The 24986-nt window shown below is 54.7% G+C and carries 19 protein-coding genes and 1 pseudogene; 11 read left to right on the top strand and 9 right to left on the bottom strand.

Annotated features, from left to right (window positions below; all coding sequences use genetic code 11):
* Positions 1-28: 28 nt before the first annotated feature.
* The 7 genes from I9018_RS22595 (at position 29) to galE (ending at position 7747) form a co-directional block, all read left to right on the top strand.
* The gene (locus tag I9018_RS22595) at positions 29-1537 is read left to right on the top strand and encodes an oligosaccharide flippase family protein (protein ID WP_241107558.1); all 1509 of its coding nucleotides are present in this window, start codon (positions 29-31) and stop codon (positions 1535-1537) included.
* A gap of 8 nt (positions 1538-1545) precedes the next feature.
* Positions 1546-2460, top strand: coding sequence for a glycosyltransferase (locus I9018_RS22600; RefSeq protein ID WP_241107559.1), 915 nt, complete (start codon positions 1546-1548; stop codon positions 2458-2460).
* Positions 2457-3665 carry an oligosaccharide repeat unit polymerase gene (gene wzy, locus I9018_RS22605; protein WP_241107560.1) on the top strand — a complete coding sequence of 403 codons (1209 nt, stop codon included), beginning with the start codon at positions 2457-2459 and terminating at the stop codon, positions 3663-3665. The genes I9018_RS22600 and wzy overlap by 4 nt, the downstream gene beginning before the upstream one ends.
* A gap of 13 nt (positions 3666-3678) precedes the next feature.
* Positions 3679-4476, top strand: coding sequence for a glycosyltransferase (locus I9018_RS22610; RefSeq protein WP_241107561.1), 798 nt, complete (start codon positions 3679-3681; stop codon positions 4474-4476).
* Between the two features lie 98 nt (positions 4477-4574).
* Positions 4575-5540 carry an NAD-dependent epimerase/dehydratase family protein gene (locus tag I9018_RS22615; RefSeq protein WP_241107562.1) on the top strand — a complete coding sequence of 322 codons (966 nt, stop codon included), beginning with the start codon at positions 4575-4577 and terminating at the stop codon, positions 5538-5540.
* A gap of 43 nt (positions 5541-5583) precedes the next feature.
* The gene (locus I9018_RS22620) at positions 5584-6609 is read left to right on the top strand and encodes a glycosyltransferase family 4 protein (protein ID WP_241107563.1); all 1026 of its coding nucleotides are present in this window, start codon (positions 5584-5586) and stop codon (positions 6607-6609) included.
* A 115-nt stretch (positions 6610-6724) separates the two neighbouring features.
* Positions 6725-7747, top strand: a complete 1023-nt coding sequence (gene galE, locus I9018_RS22625) for a UDP-glucose 4-epimerase GalE (protein WP_068587691.1) — start codon at positions 6725-6727, stop codon at positions 7745-7747.
* A gap of 593 nt (positions 7748-8340) precedes the next feature.
* On the opposite strand, the gene ihfB is transcribed toward galE, so the two are convergent.
* The 9 genes and pseudogenes from ihfB to mtnA form a co-directional block, all read right to left on the bottom strand.
* A complete protein-coding gene (ihfB, locus tag I9018_RS22630) occupies positions 8341-8628 on the bottom strand; it encodes an integration host factor subunit beta (RefSeq protein ID WP_068587689.1) in 288 nt (95 codons plus the stop codon).
* Positions 8629-9020: 392 nt separating this feature from the next.
* Positions 9021-10715 carry a 30S ribosomal protein S1 gene (gene rpsA / locus I9018_RS22635; RefSeq protein WP_068587686.1) on the bottom strand — a complete coding sequence of 565 codons (1695 nt, stop codon included), beginning with the start codon at positions 10713-10715 and terminating at the stop codon, positions 9021-9023.
* A 121-nt stretch (positions 10716-10836) separates the two neighbouring features.
* Entirely contained in the window at positions 10837-11523 is a 687-nt protein-coding gene (gene cmk, locus I9018_RS22640; RefSeq protein WP_068587685.1) for a (d)CMP kinase, read from the bottom strand.
* Positions 11523-13730: a bifunctional prephenate dehydrogenase/3-phosphoshikimate 1-carboxyvinyltransferase gene (locus tag I9018_RS22645; RefSeq protein WP_068587683.1), complete on the bottom strand. Its 2208-nt coding sequence runs from the start codon at positions 13728-13730 to the stop codon at positions 11523-11525. Before I9018_RS22645 ends, cmk begins: the two co-directional genes overlap by 1 nt.
* Positions 13731-13758: 28 nt before the next feature.
* Entirely contained in the window at positions 13759-14871 is a 1113-nt protein-coding gene (gene hisC, locus I9018_RS22650; protein WP_068587682.1) for a histidinol-phosphate transaminase, read from the bottom strand.
* A 10-nt stretch (positions 14872-14881) separates the two neighbouring features.
* A complete protein-coding gene (pheA, locus tag I9018_RS22655) occupies positions 14882-15976 on the bottom strand; it encodes a prephenate dehydratase (protein ID WP_068587680.1) in 1095 nt (364 codons plus the stop codon).
* Positions 15976-17061 (bottom strand): 3-phosphoserine/phosphohydroxythreonine transaminase, encoded by a 1086-nt coding sequence (gene serC / locus I9018_RS22660; protein WP_124348259.1) that lies wholly within the window; start codon positions 17059-17061, stop codon positions 15976-15978. The genes pheA and serC overlap by 1 nt, the downstream gene beginning before the upstream one ends.
* 163 nt (positions 17062-17224) lie before the next feature.
* Positions 17225-19792, bottom strand: a pseudogene (gene gyrA, locus I9018_RS22665) (DNA gyrase subunit A); the annotation flags it as partial.
* 354 nt (positions 19793-20146) lie between these two features.
* Positions 20147-21223, bottom strand: a complete 1077-nt coding sequence (mtnA, locus tag I9018_RS22670) for an S-methyl-5-thioribose-1-phosphate isomerase (RefSeq protein WP_241107564.1) — start codon at positions 21221-21223, stop codon at positions 20147-20149.
* Positions 21224-21333: 110 nt separating this feature from the next.
* Between mtnA and I9018_RS22675 the strand changes: the two genes are divergently transcribed.
* The 4 genes from I9018_RS22675 to I9018_RS22690 all read left to right on the top strand — a co-directional run bounded on the left by I9018_RS22675 (position 21334) and on the right by I9018_RS22690 (position 24895).
* Positions 21334-22665, top strand: a complete 1332-nt coding sequence (locus I9018_RS22675) for a TRZ/ATZ family hydrolase (protein WP_241107565.1) — start codon at positions 21334-21336, stop codon at positions 22663-22665.
* A gap of 61 nt (positions 22666-22726) precedes the next feature.
* Positions 22727-23425 carry a bifunctional 2-polyprenyl-6-hydroxyphenol methylase/3-demethylubiquinol 3-O-methyltransferase UbiG gene (gene ubiG, locus I9018_RS22680; protein ID WP_068587673.1) on the top strand — a complete coding sequence of 233 codons (699 nt, stop codon included), beginning with the start codon at positions 22727-22729 and terminating at the stop codon, positions 23423-23425.
* Between the two features lie 3 nt (positions 23426-23428).
* A complete protein-coding gene (mupP, locus tag I9018_RS22685; RefSeq protein WP_068587672.1) occupies positions 23429-24100 on the top strand; it encodes an N-acetylmuramic acid 6-phosphate phosphatase MupP in 672 nt (223 codons plus the stop codon).
* 54 nt (positions 24101-24154) lie between these two features.
* Positions 24155-24895: a YciK family oxidoreductase gene (locus I9018_RS22690; protein ID WP_068587670.1), complete on the top strand. Its 741-nt coding sequence runs from the start codon at positions 24155-24157 to the stop codon at positions 24893-24895.
* Positions 24896-24986 lie beyond the last annotated feature (91 nt).

A 24986-nucleotide genomic window follows, 5' to 3' on the forward strand; every position in this document is an offset into this window, starting at 1 on the left:
ACCTGCACCAAAATAACGAGTTAATAAATTGTCTCTGAAACACAACATTCTGGCAAACTATGCTAGCCAGCTCTACGTGACTGCCACAGGCATACTTATTCTTCCCCTCTATATTAAGTACATGGGGGCAGAAGCGTATGGTCTAGTTGGTTTTTTTACAATGCTGCAGGCTTGGTTCACTCTATTGGACCTAGGGCTGACCCCAACCATTGGTCGCGAGACAGCTCGCTATCACGGTGGGGCCATGTCTGCTTTGGCTTTCCGGCAATTGCTTCGTAGCCTCACTGTCATTTTCACAACGATTGCAGTGATCGGTGGCACCACGCTATGGCTTCTGTCCGAGATAGTCGCTGCTCGATGGTTGAATGTCACAAGCCTACCAACGAACGAGGTCACTTTGGCCGTACAGATCATGGCGATCAGTGTGGCATTACGCTGGCTTGGAGGCTTGTACCGAGGAGTTATTAGTGGAGCCGAGCGCTTAGTCTGGCTCAGTGGGTTCAACGCTCTGATCGCTACTTTACGTTTTGTAGCAGTCTTTTTCAGCATGTATCTTTATGGATTCACACCGTTTGTATTTTTTATCCATCAGTTAGCCGTAGCAGCGCTGGAGCTATTAGGGCTGTATCTAAAAAGCCAGCGACTAATACCATCCATGCGCAACACAACAGAAAAAATAGGTTGGTCCTTTAAACCAATACAACCCCTCTTGAAGTTTGCGATGACTATCGCATTTACCTCCTCTGTCTGGGTGATAGCTACACAGACAGATAAATTGATTTTATCCGGTATTCTACCATTGGCAGAATACGGCTATTTCACCCTTGCAGTACTAGTTGCTAGCGGAATCACAGTTGTGAGCGGTCCAATCAGCAATGCCATTATGCCAAGAATGGCAAGATTGCATGCGGAAGGCCACGAGAAGGAGTTCATTGACGTCTATCGTCGAGCCACCCGACTGGTAAGCATCATTGCTGGTGCCGCTGCGATTACTATTGCATTCGGGGCAGAACAGCTAATATTTACCTGGACAGGAGACGCCGATCTCGCGAGCAAAGCCGCGCAGATACTCCAGTTATATGCCATCGGTAATGGATTGCTTGCTGTTAGTGCATTTCCATATTACCTACAGTATGCAAAAGGCAACTTACGCTATCACCTGATTGGCAATATCGTTATGGTAATAGTACTAATACCTACAATAATCCTGGTAGCAACTCACTATGGTGGTATCGGAGCTGGGTATGTGTGGAGCATCACCAATGGTTTATTTTTGCTGACTTGGGTTGCATTTGTTCATAGTCAATTAGAGCCAGGTCTGCATAAAAAATGGATGTTAAAAGATATCCTTATGATCAGCCTGCCTGCCGTTCTAGCCGCAGTGCTCTTCAGCATACTAGGAATAAACCATGAAACCAGGCTTTCGTCTTTATTATATGTAACTCTTCTTGGCGGCACTGTGTTCTTGGCCAGCCTTCTTGGCGCAGGGGTTAACCATCGAACCCTGATGAAAGTACTTCAAAAGCTCAAAGGATAGGATTTCTCATGACGGCAATAAAAGCGTCTGTATGTGTAGTTACTTATAATCAGAAAAATTATCTACGAGATTGCCTGACTAGTTTACTAGAACAAGAGGTAGACTTTGAATACGAGATCATTATTGGTGACGACGCATCGACAGATGGAACAGCTGATATCGTAAGTGAGTTTTTCAAAAATTATCCTCAGCGAATAATTTCTATCCGACATGAAAAAAATATCGGACCTACAGCCAACTATGTTTCCGTCCATAGTCAGGCACGCGGGGAATTTGTTTTTCATATGGATGGGGACGATATTGCATTTCCAAATAAGCTAAAGCGACAAGTCGAATTTTTAGAAAATAGCGACTGTGTACTGGCATGGCACAAGGTCCAAGTATTTAACGACGCTGGCGAGATCCGTCGTATCTTGCATGAAAATCTATCCCAGATAGTAGATATCAATGCTATCACTCAAAAAGACTTGCTTCGCTACGGCATGTTGGGAGCCCACAGTTCAACAGCGTACAAAAAAAGCGCAATGCCAAACTTTAGTGAGCTTAAAGGAGAGTCACTGGATTATTTCCTTGTCTGCCTTATTCTGGCATCAGGTAATGCAGGACGCGTTGAAGAAATACTAGGTGGGTATAGAGTTAATGCCGCGGCCACTACTGCCTCCAAGAAAGGGTCACTGTATTTCAAAGGCTCGCCCATTCGCGAATTGTACGCAGAGCATCTAAGCTATTTCTTAAAATCAAAAAATCAAGACACTGTCAAGCAAGATATATTTTTGAATTCGTTTTTTAACTTTTTAGTCGATGTCAGATTTTTGCGACCAAGCTCTATAACCTTTCTCTCATTAGCAATTAGAGCATTTTCCCTCAAAGCGGCGTTAAAAATCCCCAGTTACGTAAGAAGTTCACTTGAGCTCAGGAAATGAAAGCCACCAATAACTCGCAGGCATTAACCTGGAACCCGGTTATTTGCTTAGCTTTGCTATATTTTATTTCGAATTTATATTTTTTCTTCACAGTCTTTTCAGGAGATGAAATTGGAATTGATAGTCTAAACCAGAGATTCGATCAGGATACTTCGCTAATAGCACTCTTGCTGCTTGGCTTATCATTTTTTTTCTTATTAGGCTTGTATTGGGCCAACACTAAACTGACGAGCACAAGAAATTTTGGGCTATCCAATATCTGGGGCGGAGGAATATTTGCATATCAAACTCTCTACCTCATTAACAGCCTATACTTTGGCGTAAACACTGCCGGCGTACAAGATGAAATAAAAAGTCCATTTCAATTTTTATTTACTCTATTTGATCCAGATACTTTATTTCTAGTGATTGTAATTTCACTCAGATCACCACGCCTATTCTGGGTAAACACTGGACTCTATTTAATCTCGACCGTTATCAGAGGCTGGGCAGGCGCATTTGTAATAGTACCGATACTACTTCTCTGCAGATACTACCCAGTAAGAGTCAAACTATCATCAATTTTTTTCTTGGTTGGCTCATCCATAATAATCTTACTCACGTCACCATTCATCATCGAAGCAAAGTGGCTAATACGCTCCGGAGCCGAACTAGGACAAGCCATATCCAATGTATTGGAAAGAGGATATCTAGAATCCCTATATTCAACCTTAGAATATATCTTTAGAAGATTTCAGATGTTTGGACACGTAGCGATACTCGTGGAAAACTCAGATATCACAGCTGAAGCCTACAACAACAATGAATTTATCCCTTACTGGGCTGATGGTTTACTACAATGGATAGTATTAAAATTTAATGGTACCGATATAATTCAATTAAATAGATACATGGTTAGCCATTTTTTTAACGTCGAAAATTCTGCATATAGTACTAACCCAGGACTAGCTGGATGGTTGGCAATACTTGGTGAACGCTCTATATTTTTTTCCGCCTATATATTTCTCATCATTTTCTTCCCTGCCTGGCTAGTAAGAAAATACGTTGGCATTCCTCACTTTTTGTTATTATATTCTTTCGTATTTATATGGTTATTCCATGGATGGATCGGCGCATACTTCAATTTTGCTATCTACTCAGCGTGCATAATCTTTACAAAAAAACTTTTTACATTCCGAAAAAGTTCTTTAACCATCACAAGCTAAAGAGAGATAAATAATGAGCTTTTCGGTATTAATGTCAATTTATATCAAGGAAAACCCTGTATATTTGCGGGCATGCCTTGAGAGCTTACAGATGCAGAAACTAAAAACTCCTGACTTAGTTTTAGTTGAAGATGGCCCTCTTACTGAGGCATTATACGAAGTCATTGAGCACTATAAAAACATATTGCCAATTAATAGTGTTAAACTTACAAAAAACCAGGGCCTGGCAAACGCCCTCAATGAAGGGTTAGCCCACTGCCAATTCGAATTGGTAGCTCGTATGGATACAGACGATATTGCACTACCCGAGCGATTCGATCGACAGGTTTCTTTCATGGAAAGTCATCCAGATATCGACGTATCCAGCTCTTGGATTGAAGAACGCGATCAGAAAATGGAAAAAACTCTTTTCCTGAAAAAGCTACCCATCGACCACCTTGAACTTCTACTTTTTGCAAATCGACGCAACCCTTTAAACCATCCATCTACAATATTCCGAAAAAGTCAAGTACTCTCAGTGGGGGGATATCCGCTGATCTTTCCCGAAGACTACGCGCTTTGGAGCCTTATGATGGTAAAAGGCCTAAAATTCTCCAATATTCCAGAAGTTTTACTGTATATGCGTACCGGTGAAGACTTTATTAGCCGACGCGGCTTGAATTTTCTAAAAGGGGAAATCAAGCTATTAAAGTATCAACGTAAAATCGGATTTTTAAGTTTTAGAAGTTACTTATTCAACTTAGTAGCTCGCACAGCTGTACGATTGCCACCTCCAGCGATACGGCGCTTTCTTTATAAAATATCCAGATAAGTATTAAGCCAAAGAGTACTACTGTAGGGCATGACAAGTATTAATCATATGACGGTCCTACCTCAAAATCGGATTATCAAAAATTTATGGAGGCTTTCATGAAAGTACTTGTTACAGGAGCGACAGGGTTTGTAGGTCGTTCTCTGCTGCAGTGGTTACTCAGGCAGCCAAATTACGATGTAGTTGGAGCTTGTCGCAGCCCAAAACAAGCAAGAACTAGTTCACCGGAGATTATTTCTGTTGGAGAGTTATCTGCCGAAACTGACTGGCAAGCGGCCTTAACTAATGTAGAGGTAGTTGTCCACCTTGCTGCTCGCGCCCATGTTCTGAAAGAGCAAGATGCGGATCCTAAAACTAAGTTTCAGCGTACGAACGTAGATGGAACTTTAGCTTTAGCCACTCAAGCACTTGCCGCAGGTGTCCGTCGCTTCATATTTATCAGTTCAATTGGTGTAAACGGCAACATCACTAGCGGGCAAGCATTCAACGAAACCTCCACACCAGCCCCTCATGCAGATTATGCGCGGTCTAAGCTCGAGGCTGAGTCCCGGCTGCAGGATTTACTTAACGAGACAGAAATGGAACTCGTTATTATTCGTCCACCCCTTGTTTATGCCGGTCATGCTCCTGGTAATTTTCGTCGCCTGCAGAAACTCATCGCATCCAATGTACCTTTGCCATTTGCTATGGTGAAGAATCAGCGCAGCATGATTGCGTTGGAAAATCTAGTTGATTTTATTGGCTGCTGCATTCAACACCCGTTGGCGGCGAACGAACTCTTTCTAATCTCGGATAATGCAGATATCTCAACGGCACAAATGGCTCGCTATCTAGCCAAAGGTATGGGACGCAAGGCGACTCTCCTGCCAATTCCTAGAAGATTTCTATACTGGGGAGCAAAACTGCTTGGCAATGAAGGTTTGTATATACAACTATGTGGCTCTCTTGTTATTGATTCTAGAAAATCACGTACTCTTCTTGGATGGCGGCCACCAGTATCTTCCGAAGATGCTCTGGTAACCGCAGGTCATGATTTTAAAGCGCTATCTAATACTAATAGCTAAGTACTTATTCTTGAATAAATGCTTCTAAATTAAGGTTTGGTTAATGAATCTCTGGTGGTGGTTACCGTTAGTAATTTTTCTGGCAGTTTTACTGACTGGCGTTTTGAGGCGCTATGCTTTAACCCATAGCTTAATTGATACTCCTAATGCTCGCAGCTCACACTCCATACCAACACCGCGAGGCGGTGGAGTCGCAATTGTTGTCGTATTTCTTCTTGGACTACCAGTGCTTGCGCTAATCGGAGAGGTAAGCTGGGCCTCCGTCTGGAGCTTGCTTGGAAGTGGTGCAGCAGTAGCCGCCCTGGGATTCCTCGACGACCATGGTCACATCGCTGCACGCTGGAGATTACTTGGACATTTTGTAAGTGCAATCTGGGCACTGTTGTGGATCGGAGGGCTACCACCGCTAGCAGTATTTGGTATTTCCCTTGATCTAGGTTGGCTTGGCTACGCATTGGCGGCCATCTACCTAGTCTGGATGCTTAACCTTTATAACTTCATGGATGGTATTGATGGTATTGCCAGTCTTGAGGCTATTTGTGTGTGCCTCGGCGGCGCAGCACTGTATTATCTTGTAGGAGAATCAGCCTCAGCCATACTACCTATGACACTGGCATGTGCTGTTCTTGGGTTTCTATTCTGGAACTTTCCACCTGCTCGAATTTTTATGGGCGATGCAGGAAGTGGTTTCCTGGGTTTGACCCTAGGTACCCTCTCGCTTCAGGCTGCCTGGACGAAGCCTGAACTGCTTTGGAGCTGGATTATTCTGCTAGGTGTATTTGTTGTAGACGCCACCTTCACGTTGCTACGGCGCTTGCTAAGGGGCGATAAAGTATACGAGGCGCACCGTAGCCACGCCTACCAATACGCATCTCGGCATTTTGGCAAGCACTTACCCGTTACTCTCGCAGTTGGTGTTATCAATATTATTTGGTTGTTGCCCATTGCTCTTTGGGTTGGGCTCGGTGGAGTAGATGGATTACTCGGTGTTTTGATAGCTTATACCCCATTAGTAGTACTCGCCATTCTATATAGTGCTGGAAAATTAGAGCAGCCACCGGCAACATGAAGCTCAGGCTGCAAACACTTTCATGCCAGACTTCATTTGAAATAAAAGATAAAGGACGATCATATGAAGGCTGGAATGACAGAAAAACTCAAACACTACATACATTCGGTGTTTTATGCTTGATTCTATTTTAGTTACTGGTGGCGCAGGCTACATTGGCTCTCATGTAGTCGTTACTTTACTGCAGTCGGGGTATAACGTTATTGTATTGGATAACTTGTGCAATAGTTCAGCCATATCATTAGATCGAGCCTACCAGATAACCGGGCGAAAGCCAGTTTTTGTAAAAGGTGACGTTCGCGATAGAGAGCTATTGGACAAGTTACTTACACAGTACCAAATTTCGAGCGTACTGCACTTTGCGGGGCTTAAGGCCGTAGGTGAAAGCACACACGAACCACTAAAATATTATGACAACAATGTTGTAGGAAGCATCGAGCTTTGCCAGGCCATGGCTTCAGCTGGAGTTTTCAAACTAGTCTTCAGCTCATCGGCCACCGTGTATGGGGAACCCGAGCAAATGCCTATCAGTGAGAGCTTCGCGACAGGAGCACCAACTAACCCTTACGGGCGCTCGAAGCTAATGACTGAACAGGTTCTCATGGACTTAGCTTCTGCGGATCCACGTTGGAGCATTGCATTGTTGCGCTACTTCAATCCTGTAGGCGCACACCCGACGGGATTAATAGGCGAAGACCCTAATGGAGTACCAAACAACTTGCTGCCTTACATCAGCCAAGTTGCAATAGGAAAACTCAAGGAACTTACAGTTTTTGGATCAGATTACCCCACAAAGGATGGCACAGGTGTGCGTGACTATATTCATGTGGTTGACTTAGCCGACGGACACTTGAAGGCCTTGCAAGCTATCAATAGTAAACAAGGACTCAATATCTGGAACTTGGGAACAGGTAGGGGGTATAGTGTTCTTGAAATGGTTCGAGCTTTCGAACAGGCTAGTAATCAGGTCATTGCTTATCGTATGGCACCACGCCGCCCTGGAGATATTGCAGAATGCTGGGCTGCCCCGGCTAAAGCCGAACAGGAACTTGGCTGGAAAGCTGAACGGACTCTGAACGACATGATGACTGACACTTGGCGGTGGCAGTCTTTAAATCCTAACGGTTACACTGAATAAAGATTATGTAAGAGTAAATTCCGTTTCCGCAAAATGCCCAATGAAGTACATTGGGCATTTTCATTGTGGCCCAATATGCAAGGCTCACTTCCTGTGTTCATTCCTGCGCCTGAGCTTCCTCATACGAAATCTATATCAAAGCGGCAGGAGCTCCTCCGTTTTAGGCTGCTGCTCCCATTAGAAGAAGCACTAAATGAGCATGCTATATCTTTTCTTTTCCATTTAATTAATACACAAGGGCTATGAGTTTAAACTTTATCAATGTTTTGCCAAACCTCCCTTGCCATTAGTACTACCAGTGCCGGTCGATATTTCCTCATATAAAACCAATGAAAACGCCATCACTATCTGAGTGTTATTCTGGGCCTTTAAACGCTTTCGTCACTGGATGAGTGTTCTGAGCGCTTTACATTGCAACCGTGAGGCCGCCTCAAGCTGAAAAGGAACTGAAAGTTGCGCCTGCTATTCCGCAACAGAGCACAAGGCTATGCACATCCAGGCGAAATATGAAGTCATTGGTTCAAAAAATAATTACTCAAAAAGATGCAACGAAGGCAAGCTACGCATAGCGCCCCTTCAAACTGAAGCGCTGCCTACTCCTCATCCTCATTGACCCGATCACGCAGTTCTTTTCCCGGTTTAAAGTGAGGAACAAATTTTCCATCAAGGCTGACAGATTGCCCAGTCTTGGGGTTACGACCTACACGAGGAGCGCGGTAGTGTAATGAGAAACTGCCAAAGCCACGAATTTCAATTCGATCACCAGTGGCCAGGCACTGGGACATTTGCTCAAGCATGGTTTTGATGGCCAGCTCAACGTCTTTGGATGAGAGAAGCCCTTGATGGGTGACAATTCGCTCGATCAACTCCGACTTCGTCATATTTTTCCCTTCTTTTTCAAGCAGCTAGGAAAAGCACACCGAAGGTTTTAGCATGGCCAGATTAATTTGAACAGCCCAGGATTGACTTATCTTCGATAAAGAGGATTTACCTGTAGAGCTGTAGTCAGTCCAGAACCAGTCTTTCTACGAGCCAACACTGGAGAAATATCGCAACCTGAAAGAGATACAACAACCGCCACAGCATTTAGCCGTGTATCCCTCCAAAAAATCCATTTAGCCCTGAAAATAGATTTACCCCGGCACACTACTGCTTATGCTGCTACCAAGCCTGTAGTCCTCTGTAGCAAGGGATTCAGGGCAGGCCCATTCAGGACGAAAAAAAAGCACAAAAAAGGGCGACCGAAGTCGCCCTTTTTATGGTCAAGTAGAACTTAGTTCTGCTTTTCCATTTGTGCACGCAGCAGGTCACCCAGAGTGGTAGGACCAGCAGCGATATCCGAAGTAGCTGGCTTGTCGCGCAGGCTTTGGATAGCTTCTTTCTCGTCTTCAACGTCTTTCGACTTGATCGAGAGCTGGATTACACGGCTCTTACGGTCAACGCTGATGATCTTGGCTTCAACTTCTTCGCCTTCCTTCAGGACGTTACGCGCATCTTCAATGCGGTCACGGCTGATTTCAGAGGCTTTCAGAGTAGCTTCGATATCGTTGGCCAGGGTGATGATGGCGCCTTTGGCGTCAACTTCTTTCACAACACCCTTAACGATTGCGCCTTTATCGTTCTCTTGTACGTACTCGGAGAACGGATCGCTTTCCAGCTGCTTGATACCCAGGGAAATACGCTCACGCTCTGGGTCAACAGACAGGATGACGGTGTCCAGCTCGTCGCCCTTCTTGAAGCGACGTACGGCTTCTTCGCCCACTTCGTTCCAGGAGATGTCGGACAGGTGAACCAGACCGTCGATGCCGCCGTCCAGACCAATGAAGATACCGAAATCGGTGATCGACTTGATGGTGCCGGAGATCTTGTCGCCCTTGTTGAACTGGCCAGAGAAGTCTTCCCATGGGTTGGACTTGCACTGCTTGATGCCGAGGGAGATACGACGACGCTCTTCGTCGATGTCCAGAACCATAACTTCCACTTCATCGCCGACTTGTACGACTTTCGAAGGGTGGATGTTCTTGTTGGTCCAGTCCATTTCCGAAACGTGTACCAGGCCTTCAACGCCCTCTTCCAGCTCAGCGAAGCAGCCGTAATCGGTCAGGTTGGTTACACGAGCGGTAACGCGGGTGCTTTCTGGGTAACGAGCTTTGATGGCAACCCACGGATCTTCGCCCAGTTGCTTCAGACCCAGGGAAACACGATTGCGCTCGCGATCGTACTTCAGAACCTTGACATCGATCTCGTCGCCAACGTTGACGATTTCGGATGGGTGCTTGATGCGCTTCCAAGCCATGTCGGTGATGTGCAGCAGGCCGTCGACGCCGCCCAGATCAACGAATGCACCGTAGTCGGTGAGGTTCTTGACGATACCTTTGACTTGCTGGCCTTCCTGCAGGGATTCCAGCAGAGCTTCACGCTCAGCGGAGTTCTCGGCTTCGAGGACGCTACGACGGGAAACGACAACGTTGTTGCGCTTCTGGTCAAGTTTGATGACTTTAAACTCGAGCTCTTTGCCTTCCAGGTGCGTGGTATCGCGCACTGGACGGACATCAACCAGAGAACCTGGCAGGAACGCACGGATGCCGTTAACGTCGACAGTGAAGCCGCCCTTAACCTTACCGTTGATAACGCCCTTGACCACTTCTTCGGCTGCGAAGGCTGCTTCCAGAACGATCCAGCATTCAGCGCGCTTGGCTTTTTCACGGGAGAGCTTGGTTTCACCAAAGCCGTCTTCAACCGAATCCAGAGCAACGTGAACTTCATCACCAACATTGATGGACAGGTCGCCAGCATCGTTGTAGAACTGCTCAAGCGGGATCAGCGCTTCAGACTTCAGACCAGCGTGTACGGTTACCCAACGCGCTTGGTAGTCGATGTCGACGATAACACCGGTGATGATGGAGCCTGCCTGAAGGTTCAGGGTTTTTAGGCTTTCTTCAAAGAGTTCCGCAAAGCTTTCGCTCATTTTAATTCCTGTTGATGAGGGCGAAGAATCCGCCCATCTGCCACATTCCAGACAATGTGGGTTACGTTCATATAAAAGAAAGATCGCAGGACTATGACTGGTCCCCCGCGACCTTCCTTGTTCACCCGGCGATATCGCGAATAGCGATTTCGCTCAAGATGCGTTGCAACACCTGATCGATGGATAACTCCGTGGAGTCCAGCTGAATAGCGTCCACCGCTGGTTTAAGCGGGGCCACGGCTCGCTGGGTGTCGCGCTCATCGCGCTCACGAATCTCATCTAGCAGACTCGACAGACTAACACCATCGACTTTTCCCTTCAACTGCAAGTAGCGGCGGCGTGCACGCTCCTCGGCACTGGCCGTCAGGAAAATCTTCAATGGCGCATCGGGGAACACCACCGTTCCCATGTCACGTCCATCGGCCACCAGCCCCGGCAGTTCGCGAAAAGCCCGTTGCCGCTGCAACAGCGCCTCGCGTACCGCTGGTAGAGCCGCAACCTGAGAAGCCCAGGCACCGACCTGCTCATTACGCAGGTCGTCGGTCACATCGTCGCCTTCCAGGATTATCCGTTGCGGATGGCTTTCGGTCGCACCAAGAAACTGAACGTCCAGGTGAGCCGCCAACAGCTTCAACGACTCTTCATTGGTCAGGTCGACCCCATGATTACGCGCAGCGAACGCCAACAATCGATACAAGGCACCAGAATCCAGCAGGCACCAGCCCAAATGCTCGGCCAGCTTGCCAGCGATGGTGCCCTTGCCCGAACCGCTAGGCCCATCGATGGTAATTACAGGGGCCTTGCTCATCACGACTGGGCCTCTTGCGCGACACGAATACCAACCTCGGCGCAAAGCGCGAGGAAGTTAGGGAAAGAAGTGGAGACGTTGGCGCAATCATGGATGCGAATTGGCGCGTTGGCACGCAGCGAGGCCACACTAAACGCCATGGCAATTCGGTGATCGCCATGACCATGGACTTCACCGCCGCCAATCTGGCCACCATCGATGATAATCCCATCCGGCGTCGGTTCGCACTTGACGCCCAGCGTGAGCAAGCCGTCGGCCATGACCTGGATACGATCGGACTCCTTGACCCGCAGCTCCTCAGCCCCACGCAACACCGTGCGCCCTTCGGCACAGGCTGCGGCTACGAACAACACAGGAAACTCATCGATCGCCAACGGCACCAGCTCCTCGGGAATCTCGATACCCTTGAGCTTGGCTGCGCGCACATGCAAGTCTGCAACCGGTTCGCCACCCACTTCACGCTGGTTTTCCAGGCGAATGTCGGCCCCCATCAAGCGCAGGATGTCGATGACTCCGGTACGAGTCGGGTTGATCCCCACATGCTCCAGCACCAGTTCGGAGCCTTCGGCGATCGAAGCGGCCACCAGGAAGAAGGCCGCGGAGGAGATATCCGCCGGCACCTCGATATGGGTAGCCTTGAGCTTGCCACCGGAGGCCACCGAGGCGGTCGCCCCTTCGACATCCACCGAATAACCGAAACCGCGCAGCATGCGCTCGGTATGGTCGCGAGTCGGCGCTGGCTCGGTCACAGTGGTCTTGCCTTCGGCATACAGCCCCGCCAATAGCAGGCAGGATTTCACCTGGGCGCTGGCCATCGGCAAGGTGTAGGTCAAGCCCTTGAGCTTGTGCCCGCCACGAATCACCATCGGAGGACGACCTTCGGCCGCCGTCTCGATTACCGCACCCATTTCCCGCAACGGGTTGGCCACACGGTTCATCGGACGCTTGGACAGCGACGGGTCGCCAGTCAGGGTGCTATCGAATGTTTGCGCCGCCAACAAACCGGAAAGCAGGCGCATCGATGTACCGGAGTTACCCAGGTAGATCGGCCCTGGCGCTGGCTTCAAGCCATGCAGGCCAACGCCGTGGATGGTCACTCGGCCGTGATGCGGGCCTTCGATGACCACGCCCATGTCGCGAAAAGCCTGCAGCGTGGCCAGAGCATCTTCACCTTCGAGGAAACCCTCGACTTCAGTGGTGCCCTCGGCCAAGGAGCCGAGCATGATCGAGCGATGGGAAATCGATTTGTCACCTGGTACGCGAATCCGCCCACTCAGGCGGCCACCAGGATTTGCCAGGAAAATCATATCGTTGGAGTTCATAGCGTCCACATAGGCCCGACGGGCCAGGATTTTGCCGAAATGCTCGCGGGCTACCCGGGCGCGAGTGAATACGCCCAACAGCTGGTGCCCGTCCCCTGTATCGACCGCGTCGCGCAAGGCGTCGAGGTCATTGCGAAATGTATCGAGTGTGCGCAGGACCGCTTCGCGATTAGCGAGAAAGATGTCGTGCCACATGACCGGGTCACTGCCGGCGATTCTGGTGAAATCGCGGAACCCGCCGGCAGCGTAACGGAAGATGTCGAGATTTTCACTGCGCTTGGCCAGCGAGTCGACCAGGCCAAATGCCAGCAAATGCGGCAGATGGCTGGTTGCAGCCAGAACTTCGTCATGACGCTGGACCTGCATATGTTCGACATCTGCCCCCAATTCACGCCACAGCCCATCGACCAGCGCCAGCGCCAGCGGATCGGTCTGCGCCAACGGCGTCAGGATTACCTTGTGCCGACGAAACAGCTGAGCATTGGAAGCCTCGACACCGCTTTGCTCGGAACCGGCGATCGGGTGCCCGGGCACAAAACGCGCAGGCATGCCGCCAAAGGCCTCGGTAGCCGCCCGCACCACATTACCCTTGGCACTGCCGACATCGGTCAGCACCGCCCGCCCCAGATCCATGCCAGCCAGCTTGCCCAGCAGCTTCTCCATGGCCAGGATCGGCACTGCCAGTTGAATGACATCGGCCCCCTGGCAAGCCAGGGCGAGGTCTTCCTCACAGCGGTCCACCACCCCCAGCTCGACCGCCAACCGACGGGACTGGGGATCCAGGTCGACACCAACAACTTCGCGGCACATGCCACTTTCACGCAAGCCCTTGGCAAACGAGCCGCCAATCAAGCCGAGGCCAATCACCACCAGGCGACCGATCATAGGTACAGCAGATTGCATTGGAATGACATCAACCACGGGCCATGACCTTGGCCAGGGCCTCAAGGAAGCGAGTGTTTTCCGCTGGCAGGCCAATGGTCACCCGCAGGTGGTTGGGCATCCCGTAATTGGCCACGGGACGCACGATCACCCCCTCACGCAACAACCCTTGAAACACCGGGGCCGCCTCGCGTCCCAGGTCCACGGCGACGAAGTTGCCCTTGGACGCAATCCAGCTCAGCCCCAGGTCACGGAACCCCGCCTGCAGCTGGTGCATGCCGGCCTCGTTCAAGCGACGACTTTCAGCCAGGTACTCCTCGTCTTGCAGCGCCGCGCAAGCCGCCGCCAGGGCGAGGCTATTGACGTTGAAGGGCTGACGCACCCGATTGAGCACATCCGCCACAACTGCGGTCGAGAGCCCATAGCCGACCCGCAGGGCCGCAAGGCCATAGGCCTTGGAGAAGGTCCGCGACACCAGCAGGTTCGGGTAAGCCGCCAGGAAATCCAGTCCATCGGGCAAGTCACTGCCCTCGGCGTATTCGATATAGGCCTCGTCCAGCACCACCAGCACATGGGCCGGCACATCCTGGAGAAACTCGTCCAGGGACTCGGCATCGAACCAAGTCCCCGTCGGGTTGTTGGGGTTGGCAATGAACACCACCCGGGTTTGCCCATCGATAGCCCTGAGCATGGCGGGCAGGTCGTGCCCCCAGTCCTTGGCCGGGACCACCTTCGCCTGGGCACCCACCGCCTGGGTGACAATCGGGTAGACAGCAAAGGCATGCTCGCTGAATACCGCGTTCAGGCCCGGGGCCAGGTAGGCGCGAGCGACCAGTTCGAGAATGTCGTTGGAGCCATTGCCCAGGGTCACCTGCTCGACCTCGATACCGCAGCGCTGGGCCAACAGGGACTTGAGAGCGAAACCGTTGCCATCCGGATAGCGGGTCAGCTCGGCCAGCTCCTCGCGGATCGCAGCCAGGGCCTTGGGACTGGCACCCAGCGGGTTCTCGTTGCTCGCCAGCTTGACGATGGTCGCCGGATCGATATCCAGCTCACGGGCCAGTTCGTCCACGGGCTTGCCCGGAACGTACGGCGAAAGTTGTTGCACGCCTGGCTGCGCCAGGGCGAGGAAGTCGCCACTCATTGTTTAAGCCTCAGAGAACCGCTTTCGGGTAGGAACCCAGCACCTTGAGTGCCACTGCTTCCTGGCTGATCTTCTCCAGCACACCCTTGACCAGCGGGTCGCGGTGGTGGCCGACGAAGTCGATGAAGAACACATAGGTCCATTTGCCGCTACGCGAAGGACGGGTCTCGATTCGCGTCAGGTCGATACCGTTGTCATGAAACGGCACCAGCAGCTCATGCAATGCACCCGGCTTGTTGCTCATGGAGACGATGATCGATGTCTTGTCGTCGCCAGTCGGCGGCACCTCCTGGCTACCGATCATCAGGAAGCGCGTGGAGTTGTCCGGACGATCCTCGATCTTCTCGGCCAGACGAGTCAGGCCGTAAAGGCTAGCCGCCATGTCACCGGCGATCGCCGCCGAGTTCCATTCGCCCTTGACTCGCTTGGCCGCCTCGGCGTTGCTCGATACCGCCACACGCTCGACATTCGGATAGTGCGAGTCCAACCACTTGCGGCACTGGGCCAGGGACTGGGCATGGGAGTAGATACGACTGATGCTGTCGGTCTTGGTGTTCTCGCCCACCAGCAGGTGATGGTGGATACGCAACTCCACCTCACCGCAAATCACCATGTCATGCTCGAGGAAGCTATCGAGCGTGTGGTTAACCGCACCTTCGGTGGAGTTTTCCACAGGCACCACGCCAAAGTTGACGGCACCAGCCGCCACCTCGCGAAACACTTCGTCGATCGCAGCCATTGGCTTGCTGATCACCGCATGGCCGAAGTGCTTCATCGCCGCCGCCTGGGTAAAGGTCCCCTCAGGACCGAGGTACGCCACTTTCAGCGGCTGCTCGAGCGCCAGGCAAGAAGACATGATTTCACGGAACAGCCGCGCCATTTCTTCGTTGTCCAGCGGGCCCTGGTTACGCTCCATCACCCGCTTGAGAACCTGGGCCTCGCGCTCGGGACGATAAAACACCGGGGACTCGCCTTCCGTCAGGGTAGCCATCTTGACCCGGGCGACTTCCTGGGCGCACCGCGCACGCTCACTGATCAGCTCCAGGACCTTTTCGTCCAGGGCATCAATGCGCAGGCGCAAGGCCTTGAGTTCTTGCTCAGACATCAGCCATGTTCCTTCTCGAACTCCGCCATGTAGGCCACCAGCGCGTTGACCGCATTGATGTCCACGGCGTTGTAGATGGAAGCCCGCATGCCACCCACCGAGCGATGGCCCTTGAGGTTCAACAGGCCACGCGCGTCCGCGCCGGCGAGGAACGGCTTGTCCAGGCGGTCATCGGCCAGGCGGAACGGTACGTTCATCCACGAACGATCGACCTTGTTGATCGGGTTGCTGTACAGGCCGCTGGCATCGATGAAGTCATACAGGGTGCGCTGCTTGACGTCATTGAGCTTGGCAATGGCCTGCACCCCACCCTGCTCCTTGAGCCATTCGAATACCAGGCCGGACAGGTACCAGGCCAGGGTCGGCGGAGTGTTGTACATCGAACCGTTATCCGCCGCGACCTTGTAATCGAGCATGGTCGGGCACAACGGCCGGGCACGCCCCAGCAAGTCTTCACGAATGATGTTCACCAGGATGCCGCTAGGGCCGATGTTCTTCTGCGCACCGGCATAGATCATGCCGAAGCGAGAGATATCCACAGGACGCGAGAGAATGTCGGAGGACATGTCGGCCACCAACGGAACCTCACCGGTTTCTGGAATCCAGCTGAACTCCAGGCCACCGATGGTTTCGTTCGGTGCGTAATGCACATAGGCCGCATCTTTCGACAACTGCCACTCGTCCTGCCCCGGAATCGAGAAGTAATCGTAGGGCTTGGCGCTGGCCGCCACATTCACCTGGCCATAGCGAGAGGCTTCCTCGATGGCTTTCTGCGACCAGATGCCGGTGTCGACATAGTCGGCCTTGCCGCCTTCAGGCAACAGGTTCAGGGGAATCTGGGCAAACTGCTGGCTGGCGCCGCCTTGCAGAAACAGCACTTTATAGTTCGAGGGGATATCCAGCAGGTCACGCAGGTCCTGCTCGGCCTTGGTGGCGATGGAGACGAACTCATCGCTGCGATGGCTCATCTCCATGACCGACAGGCCCTTGCCATGCCAATCCAGCAATTCGGCCTGGGCACGCAACAGGACAGCTTCAGGTAGCGCAGCGGGACCTGCGCAGAAGTTATAGGCTCGTTTGCTCACATCCACTCTCGCTATGCATTCACGGTAGCGGACAGAGCAAACACTCTGCCCTGCTACGATTTATTTAGTCTTGCGACTCTTCTTCGGCTGCGGCACCTGCCTGGCCATCGCTGGTCTCATCCGACTCGGCTGCCGTACGCTGCGCAGCTTCCTCGAAGTCACCGCCCTCCTCGCCTTCCAGCTCGTCACCCTCGATTTCCGAAGGTTCCTGCACGCGCTCAAGGCCTACCAGGGTCTCGTCGTTGGCCAGCTTGATCAGGGTCACGCCTTGGGTATTACGGCCCAGGCTCGACACTTCGTCGACACGGGTACGCACCAGGGTGCCCTGATCGGAAATCAGCATGATCTCCTCTCCGTCCAGCACCTGCACCGCACCGACCAGACGACCGTTACGCTCGTTGCTGACCATGGCGATAACGCCCTGCCCGCCACGCTTGTACTCGGGGAACTCGGTGATGGCGGTACGCTTGCCGAAACCACGCTCGGAAGCGGTCAGGATCTGGCTGCCCTCTTCCGGAATCAACATGGAGATCAACTTCTGGCCTTCTGCCAGGCGCATGCCGCGTACGCCGCGAGCGGTACGCCCCATGGCGCGGACATCGGACTCCTTGAAGCGCGTTACCTTGCCGCCGTCGGAGAACAGCATGACTTCACGCTCGCCATCGGTGATCGCAGCACTGATCAACACATCGCCCTCGTCCAGTTCCAGGGCAATCAAGCCGACGCTGCGTTGACGACTGAAGGACTCAAGCGGTGTCTTCTTCACCGTACCGTTAGCGGTAGCCATGAAGATGTAATGACCTTGGGTGTACTCCTCCACCGGCAACATGGTGGTGATGTACTCGCCATCGTCCAATGGCAGCAGGTTCACCAACGGACGGCCACGAGCCGCGCGGGAGGCTTCTGGGATCTCGTAGGTCTTGAGCCAGTACACCTTGCCCTTGCTGGAGAACAGCAACAGCGTGGTATGGCTGTTGGCGACCAGCAAGTGAGCGATGTAGTCCTCATCCTTGACGCCAGTGGCCGACTTGCCCTTGCCACCACGGCGCTGGGCCTGGTAGGCCGCCAACGGCTGGGTCTTGGCATAGCCGCCGTGGGAAATGGTCACCACGCGCTCTTCTTCCGGAATCATGTCGCCCAGGGTCAGGTCGAGGCGCGCATCGAGAATCTCGGTGCGGCGCACATCGCCGTACTCGGCGCGAATCACTTCCAGTTCCTCACGGATCACTTCCATCAAGCGCGTAGCGCTGTTGAGGATGCGGATCAGCTCGCCGATCTGATTGAGGATCTCCTGGTACTCGGCCAGCAGCTTCTCATGCTCCAGGCCAGTCAGGCGGTGCAAGCGCAACTCCAGGATGGCTTGCGCCTGCTCCGGGGACAGGAAGTACTTGCCATCGCGCAGGCCATACTGCGGGTCGAGGTTTTCCGGACGGCACGAGTCCGCGCCAGCACGCTCCACCATGGTCATTACCGCACTCGACTCCCAAGGCGTGCTGACCAGCGCTTCCTTGGCTTCCGACGGCGTCGGCGACGCCTTGATCAGGGCAATGACCGGATCGATGTTGGACAGGGCAACCGCCTGGCCTTCGAGGATATGGCCACGCTCACGGGCCTTGCGCAGCTCGAATACGGTACGCCGGGTGACCACTTCGCGACGATGGCGGACGAACGCTTCCAGCAGATCCTTCAAGTTGAGGATCCGCGGACGGCCATCGATCAGCGCAACGATGTTGATACCGAACACGCTCTGCAGCTGGGTCTGGGCGTAGAGGTTATTGAGGACCACCTCCGGAACTTCGCCACGACGCAACTCGATCACCACGCGCATACCGTCCTTGTCGGACTCATCGCGCAACTCGGTGATGCCTTCGAGCTTCTTCTCCTTGACCAGCTCGGCGATCTTCTCGATCAAGCGTGCCTTGTTGAGCTGATAAGGCAGTTCGGTAATGACGATCTGCTGGCGACCGCCGACCTTGTCGATGTCCTCGACAGTCGAGCGGGCGCGCATGTAGATACGGCCGCGACCGGTGCGATAGGCCTCGATGATACCTTCGCGACCGTTGATGATCGCCGCGGTCGGGAAATCCGGCCCCGGGATGTACTGCATCAGGTCATCGACCGTCAGCTCGGGGTTATCGATCAGCGCCAGGCAGCCGTCGATGACTTCGCCGAGGTTGTGCGGCGGAATGTTGGTCGCCATGCCCACGGCGATGCCGCTGGAGCCGTTGACCAACAGGTTGGGGATCTTGGTCGGCATGACCGCGGGGATCAGTTCGGTGCCGTCGTAGTTCGGCACCCAGTCCACGGTTTCCTTGTGCAGGTCGGCCAGCAGCTCGTGCGCCAGCTTGGTCATGCGCACTTCGGTGTATCGCATGGCCGCCGCGTTGTCGCCGTCCACCGAACCGAAGTTGCCCTGGCCGTCTACCAGCAGGTAGCGCAGGGAGAATGGCTGGGCCATGCGGACAATGGTGTCGTATACAGCGGTATCGCCGTGCGGGTGATACTTACCGATCACGTCACCGACCACACGGGCAGATTTCTTGTACGGCTTGTTCCAGTCGTTACCGAGCTCGCTCATCGCGTACAGCACACGCCGGTGCACGGGCTTCAAGCCATCGCGCGCATCAGGCAGTGCCCGCCCGACGATTACGCTCATTGCGTAGTCGAGGTAGGACTGTTTCAGCTCGTCTTCGATATTGACCGGTAGGATTTCTTTGGCCAGTTCGCCCATGAGAAGCCTGATTCCTTTTTCTGGTGAAACTTCGCCACATCCAGACAGGACGAACGAAGCTCGCCGCTGCAGGCCTAGTGCCATGCACCGACTTACGACAAATCAACAAGTTATGCCATGGATTTGCGCAGTAGAGGCGGTCGCGTCGAACCGCCTTGGAAACCGCCGGATGTTATCACAATCGCCGCCACGCACCTATCCCCCTGATGCGCATGGAGCATAGTTAGTTGACCGGTGACCGCCTGATAAGGGACGACAGGCGCTCAGAGACCCAACTCGCCCCTATTCATGAGGTTTTTTACCCACCTGGCAGCTATTCCCACGAGCCTGAATCGACCACCTGGCTCCCAGGTCTCAATGCAAGCGCTTGCGGCACATCAACTGGGCCAGCTTGGCCGCATCCGGACGCTCGACTACGCCCTTTTCAGTGACGATCGCGTCGATCAGGTCCGCAGGTGTAACGTCGAACACCGGATTGAAGACCTCGACTTCAGGCCCCACCCGCTTGCCATCCAGCTCTAGCAGCTCCCGGGCATCGCGCTCCTCGAGGACGATGTCTTCGCCACTGGCCAGCCCCATGTCGATGCTCGAACTGGGCGCCACCACCATGAAGCGCACACCGTGATGCATGGCATTGACCGCCAGCTGGTAGGTACCGATCTTGCTGGCCACATCTCCGTTGGCAGCGATCCGGTCAGCACCGACGATCATCCAGGTCGGCCCCTTGGTCTTCATGATATGTGCCGCGGCGGAATCAGCATTCAAGGTCACGGCAATACCGTCGCCGGCCAGCTCCCAGGCCGTCAAGCGCGAGCCTTGCGGCCCAGGCCGGGTTTCATTGACATACACCCGCTCCACCATGCCTTCCAGCCACGCCGCGCGAATCACCCCCAGGGCCGTGCCAAAACCACCCGTGGCAAGGCCTCCGGCATTGCTGTGGGTCAATAGCGCCTGGGGATTGCCCTGGTGCCTGCGAATCAGCTCGACCCCAAACTGGGCCATGGTCAGGTTCGCCTCGCGATCACTTTCATGAATCTCCAGGGCTTCCTGCTCCAGGGCCGCCACTGGGTCGGCACACTCCTTGACCCGCTCCAGGCGCTCGCTCATGCGATTCACCGCCCAGGAGAGGTTGAACCCGGTAGGGCGTACGTCGGCCAACCGCTGGAAATCCGCCTGCGAGGCCGCGACCCAATCGCCACCCGCGGCAAAACGCGCCCTGGCCGCCAGAACCGCGCCATAGGCCGCGCTGATGCCAATGGCCGGCGCGCCGCGCACCGCCATCGAGCCGATGGCCTCGATCACTGCGCCGACGCTGTCGCAGGCGATCCAGCGCTCCTCAAGAGGCAAGGCTCGCTGATCGAGCAGATACAGGGTGCCATCTCGCCAAGCAATGGCCTTCACCTTCTCCGCAGCCAACAGACGATCGCGCATCCCTCACCCCGTACTCATGACAAAAGCCGCCGATTATAGCGATCCCCCCGCGAAGACGCTCGGGTATACTTCGCCATCCTTCTATTCGCAAAGCCCTGGACCGATCCTCGATGCCGAACCGTGAAACCGCGCTCGACCTTCTGCTGCTGCCCACCTGGCTGGTGCCCGTGGAGCCAGCTGGCGTCGTGCTCAAGGAACATGGCCTGGGCATCCGCGATGGTCGCATCGCCTTCATCGGCCCACGCAGCGCAGCCCTGAAGCAGCAGGCCAGCGAAGTGCGCGAACTCCCGGGCATGCTGCTCAGCCCAGGACTGGTCAATGCCCACGGGCATGCGGCCATGACCCTGTTTCGCGGCCTGGCCGACGACCTGCCATTGATGACCTGGCTGGAGAAGCACATCTGGCCCGCCGAAGCCAAATGGGTCGATGAGAGCTTCGTCCACGACGGCACGGACCTGGCGATCGCCGAACAGATAAAAGGCGGCATCACCTGCTTCTCCGACATGTACTTCTTTCCCAAGGTTGCCAGCGAACGCGTCCATAACAGCGGCATCCGCGCCCAGATCGCCATCCCCGTGCTGGACTTCCCGATCCCCGGCGCCCATGACGCCGACGAAGCCATTCGCCAGGGTGTGGAACTGTTCGCCGACCTCAAGCACCACCCTCGCATCAGAATCACCTTCGGCCCTCATGCCCCCTACACCGTCGGCGATGAGAATCTGGAGAAAGTCCGGATGATCGCTGAGGAACTCGACGCCTCGATCCACATGCATGTGCATGAAACCGCGTTCGAAGTGCAGCAGGCCATGGAGCAGAGCGGCGAACGGCCATTGGCCCGCCTTGCCCGCCTGGGACTCCTGGGACCACGCTTCCAGGCCGTTCACATGACTCAAATCAGCGATGAGGACCTGGCTTTACTGGTAGAAACCAATACCAGTGTGATTCATTGCCCAGAATCAAACCTGAAACTGGCCAGCGGCTTCTGCCCGGTGGAGCGCCTGTGGCAAGCCGGGGTCAATGTCGCTGTCGGCACCGACGGCGCCGCCAGCAACAACGACCTCGACCTGCTGGGCGAAACCCGCACAGCGGCGCTGCTGGCCAAGGCCGTATCGGGTTCGGCAACGGCCCTGAACGCCCATCGCGCCCTGCGCATGGCGACCCTCAACGGTGCCAGGGCCATGGGCCTGGAGACCGAGGTGGGCTCCCTGGAAATCGGCAAGGCCGCGGATCTGGTGGCATTCGACCTCTCCGGCCTGGCCCAGCAACCGATCTACGACCCGGTGTCGCAACTGATCTACGCCACCGGTCGCGATTGCGTAGCGCACCTGTGGGTAGCCGGCAAGCAGCTGCTGGATGACCGGCAACTGACTCGGATGGATGAGCGACAACTTGGCGAAACCGCCCGCAGCTGGGGCCAACGCATCGGCGGACACGCCCAATAACCCCGGCCTTGAGCTGAAGCTTGAGGCCATACAAAGATTTTTTAGCTTTGGAGCATTACCCATGAGCAACGTCGACCACGCCGAAATCGCCAAGTTCGAAGCCCTGGCCCATCGCTGGTGGGATCGCGAAAGCGAGTTCAAGCCCCTGCACGACATCAACCCACTGCGAGTCAACTGGATCGACGAACGCGTCAACCTGGCCGGCAAGAAGGTCCTGGACGTCGGCTGCGGCGGCGGCATCCTCAGCGAAGCCATGGCCCAGCGCGGCGCTACAGTCACCGGCATCGACATGGGCGAAGCCCCGCTGGCAGTCGCCCAACTGCACCAGCTGGAGTCCGGCGTCAACGTCGAATACCGGCAGATCACCGCCGAAGCCCTGGCCGAGGAAATGCCTGGAGCGTTCGACGTCGTCACCTGCCTGGAGATGCTCGAACACGTTCCCGACCCATCATCGGTGATTCGCGCGTGCTTTCGCATGGTCAAGCCTGGCGGCCAGGTGTTCTTCTCCACCATCAACCGCAACCCCAAGGCCTACCTGTTCGCCATCGTCGGCGCCGAATACATCATGAAGCTGCTGCCTCGCGGCACCCACGACTTCAAGAAATTCATCCGCCCTTCCGAACTGGGTGCCTGGAGCCGCTCCGCCGGCCTGACCGTCAAGGACATCATCGGCCTGACCTACAACCCACTGACCAAGCACTACAAACTGGCAGCGGACGTGGACGTCAACTACATGATCCAGACTTTGCGAGAGGAGTAAGACATGGCCATCAGAGCCGTTCTTTTCGACATGGATGGCACGCTGCTCGATACCGCACCGGATTTCATCGCCGTTTGCCAGGGCATGCGCCGCGACCGCGGCTTACCGCCCATCGCCGACCAGCACATCCGTGACGAGATTTCCGGCGGAGCCCGGGCCATGGTTGCCGTGACCTTCTCCATGGACCCGCAATCCCCGGGTTTCGAGGAGCTGCGCCAGGAGTTTCTCGAGCGCTATCTGGAGAACTGCGCCGTGCATAGCCGGCTCTTCGATGGCATGGGCGAGCTGCTGGAAGACATCGAACGAGCGAACCTGACCTGGGGCGTGGTCACCAACAAGCCCCTGCGTTTCGCCGAGCCAATCATGCAGCAGCTGGGACTGGCCGAGCGCTCGGCCCTGCTGATCTGCCCGGATCACGTGAAAAACAGCAAGCCGGACCCCGAACCACTGACCCTTGCCTGCAAGATGCTTGACCTGGATCCGTCCACCGTCCTGTTCGTCGGCGATGACCTGCGGGACATCGAGTCGGGTCGCGATGCTGGCACCAAGACCGCTGCCGTGACCTATGGCTACATCCACCCGGACGACAACCCCCGGCACTGGGGCGCCGACGTGGTGGTCAACCACCCACTGGAACTGCGCCAGGTCCTGGATAACGCATTGTGCAGCTGCTGAGCCGCACGTCCGGCCGAACGCCGGGAACGCTCCAATTTCTGTTGAGGTCCCTTTATGTTTGACTACTCCGCTCGCCCCGAACTGCTCAAGGACCGGATCATCCTGGTCACCGGCGCCGGCCGCGGCATCGGTGCCGCCGCCGCCAAGACCTACGCCGCCCATGGCGCTACCGTCCTCCTGCTCGGCAAGACCGAAGCCAACCTGACCGAGGTCTACGACGCCATCGAGGCAGCCGGGCACCCGCAACCGGCCGTGATCCCATTCAACCTGGAAACTGCCCTGCCGCACCAATACGACGAACTGGCAGCCATGATCGAAGCCGAGTTCGGCCACCTCGACGGCCTGCTGCACAATGCGTCGATCATCGGTCCGCGTACCCCGCTGGAACAGTTGTCCGGGGAAAACTTCATGCGAGTCATGCAAGTCAACGTCAACGCCACATTCATGCTGACCAGCACATTGCTGCCACTGCTCAAGCTGTCCCAGGACGCCTCGGTGGTCTTCACCTCCAGCAGCGTGGGTCGCAAGGGCCGTGCCTACTGGGGCGCCTATGGCGTATCCAAGTTCGCCACCGAGGGCCTGATGCAGACCCTGGCCGACGAACTGGACACCGTGGCGCCGGTCCGTGCCAACAGCATCAACCCAGGCGCGACCCGGACCAGCATGCGGGCCCAGGCCTACCCGGGCGAGAACCCCAGCAAGAACCCGATGCCCGAAGAAATCATGCCGGTCTACCTGTACCTGATGGGCCCAGACAGCACCGGCATCAATGGCCAGGCTTTCGACGCACAATAACGCCCCACCGTTCGTCGCGACGGAATACCGTCGCGACTCCTCGATAAAGCCCGCGTCCTGCGAGGTTTTAGCCAAACAAATGTCATCTACG

The sequence above is a fragment of the Pseudomonas sp. MPFS genome (assembly GCF_022537035.1).
GTDB lineage: Bacteria > Pseudomonadota > Gammaproteobacteria > Pseudomonadales > Pseudomonadaceae > Aquipseudomonas > Aquipseudomonas sessilinigenes.

Bases quoted from the DNA above. Each gene is read 5' to 3' on its own strand.
- hisC (WP_068587682.1), bottom strand. From the start codon at position 14,871: ATGAGTGGCGACTTCCTCGCCCTGGCGCAGCCAGGCGTGCAACAACTT.
- mupP (WP_068587672.1), top strand. From the start codon at position 23,429: ATGGCCATCAGAGCCGTTCTTTTCGACATGGATGGCACGCTGCTCGAT.
- pheA (WP_068587680.1), bottom strand. From the start codon at position 15,976: ATGTCTGAGCAAGAACTCAAGGCCTTGCGCCTGCGCATTGATGCCCTG.
- I9018_RS22675 (WP_241107565.1), top strand. From the start codon at position 21,334: ATGCCGAACCGTGAAACCGCGCTCGACCTTCTGCTGCTGCCCACCTGG.
- ihfB (WP_068587689.1), bottom strand. From the start codon at position 8,628: ATGACGAAGTCGGAGTTGATCGAGCGAATTGTCACCCATCAAGGGCTT.
- cmk (WP_068587685.1), bottom strand. From the start codon at position 11,523: ATGAGCAAGGCCCCTGTAATTACCATCGATGGGCCTAGCGGTTCGGGC.
- I9018_RS22620 (WP_241107563.1), top strand. From the start codon at position 5,584: ATGAATCTCTGGTGGTGGTTACCGTTAGTAATTTTTCTGGCAGTTTTA.
- rpsA (WP_068587686.1), bottom strand. From the start codon at position 10,715: ATGAGCGAAAGCTTTGCGGAACTCTTTGAAGAAAGCCTAAAAACCCTG.
- galE (WP_068587691.1), top strand. From the start codon at position 6,725: ATGCTTGATTCTATTTTAGTTACTGGTGGCGCAGGCTACATTGGCTCT.
- ubiG (WP_068587673.1), top strand. From the start codon at position 22,727: ATGAGCAACGTCGACCACGCCGAAATCGCCAAGTTCGAAGCCCTGGCC.
- I9018_RS22615 (WP_241107562.1), top strand. From the start codon at position 4,575: ATGAAAGTACTTGTTACAGGAGCGACAGGGTTTGTAGGTCGTTCTCTG.
- I9018_RS22610 (WP_241107561.1), top strand. From the start codon at position 3,679: ATGAGCTTTTCGGTATTAATGTCAATTTATATCAAGGAAAACCCTGTA.
- I9018_RS22645 (WP_068587683.1), bottom strand. From the start codon at position 13,730: ATGATCGGTCGCCTGGTGGTGATTGGCCTCGGCTTGATTGGCGGCTCG.
- I9018_RS22600 (WP_241107559.1), top strand. From the start codon at position 1,546: ATGACGGCAATAAAAGCGTCTGTATGTGTAGTTACTTATAATCAGAAA.
- I9018_RS22690 (WP_068587670.1), top strand. From the start codon at position 24,155: ATGTTTGACTACTCCGCTCGCCCCGAACTGCTCAAGGACCGGATCATC.
- wzy (WP_241107560.1), top strand. From the start codon at position 2,457: ATGAAAGCCACCAATAACTCGCAGGCATTAACCTGGAACCCGGTTATT.
- mtnA (WP_241107564.1), bottom strand. From the start codon at position 21,223: ATGCGCGATCGTCTGTTGGCTGCGGAGAAGGTGAAGGCCATTGCTTGG.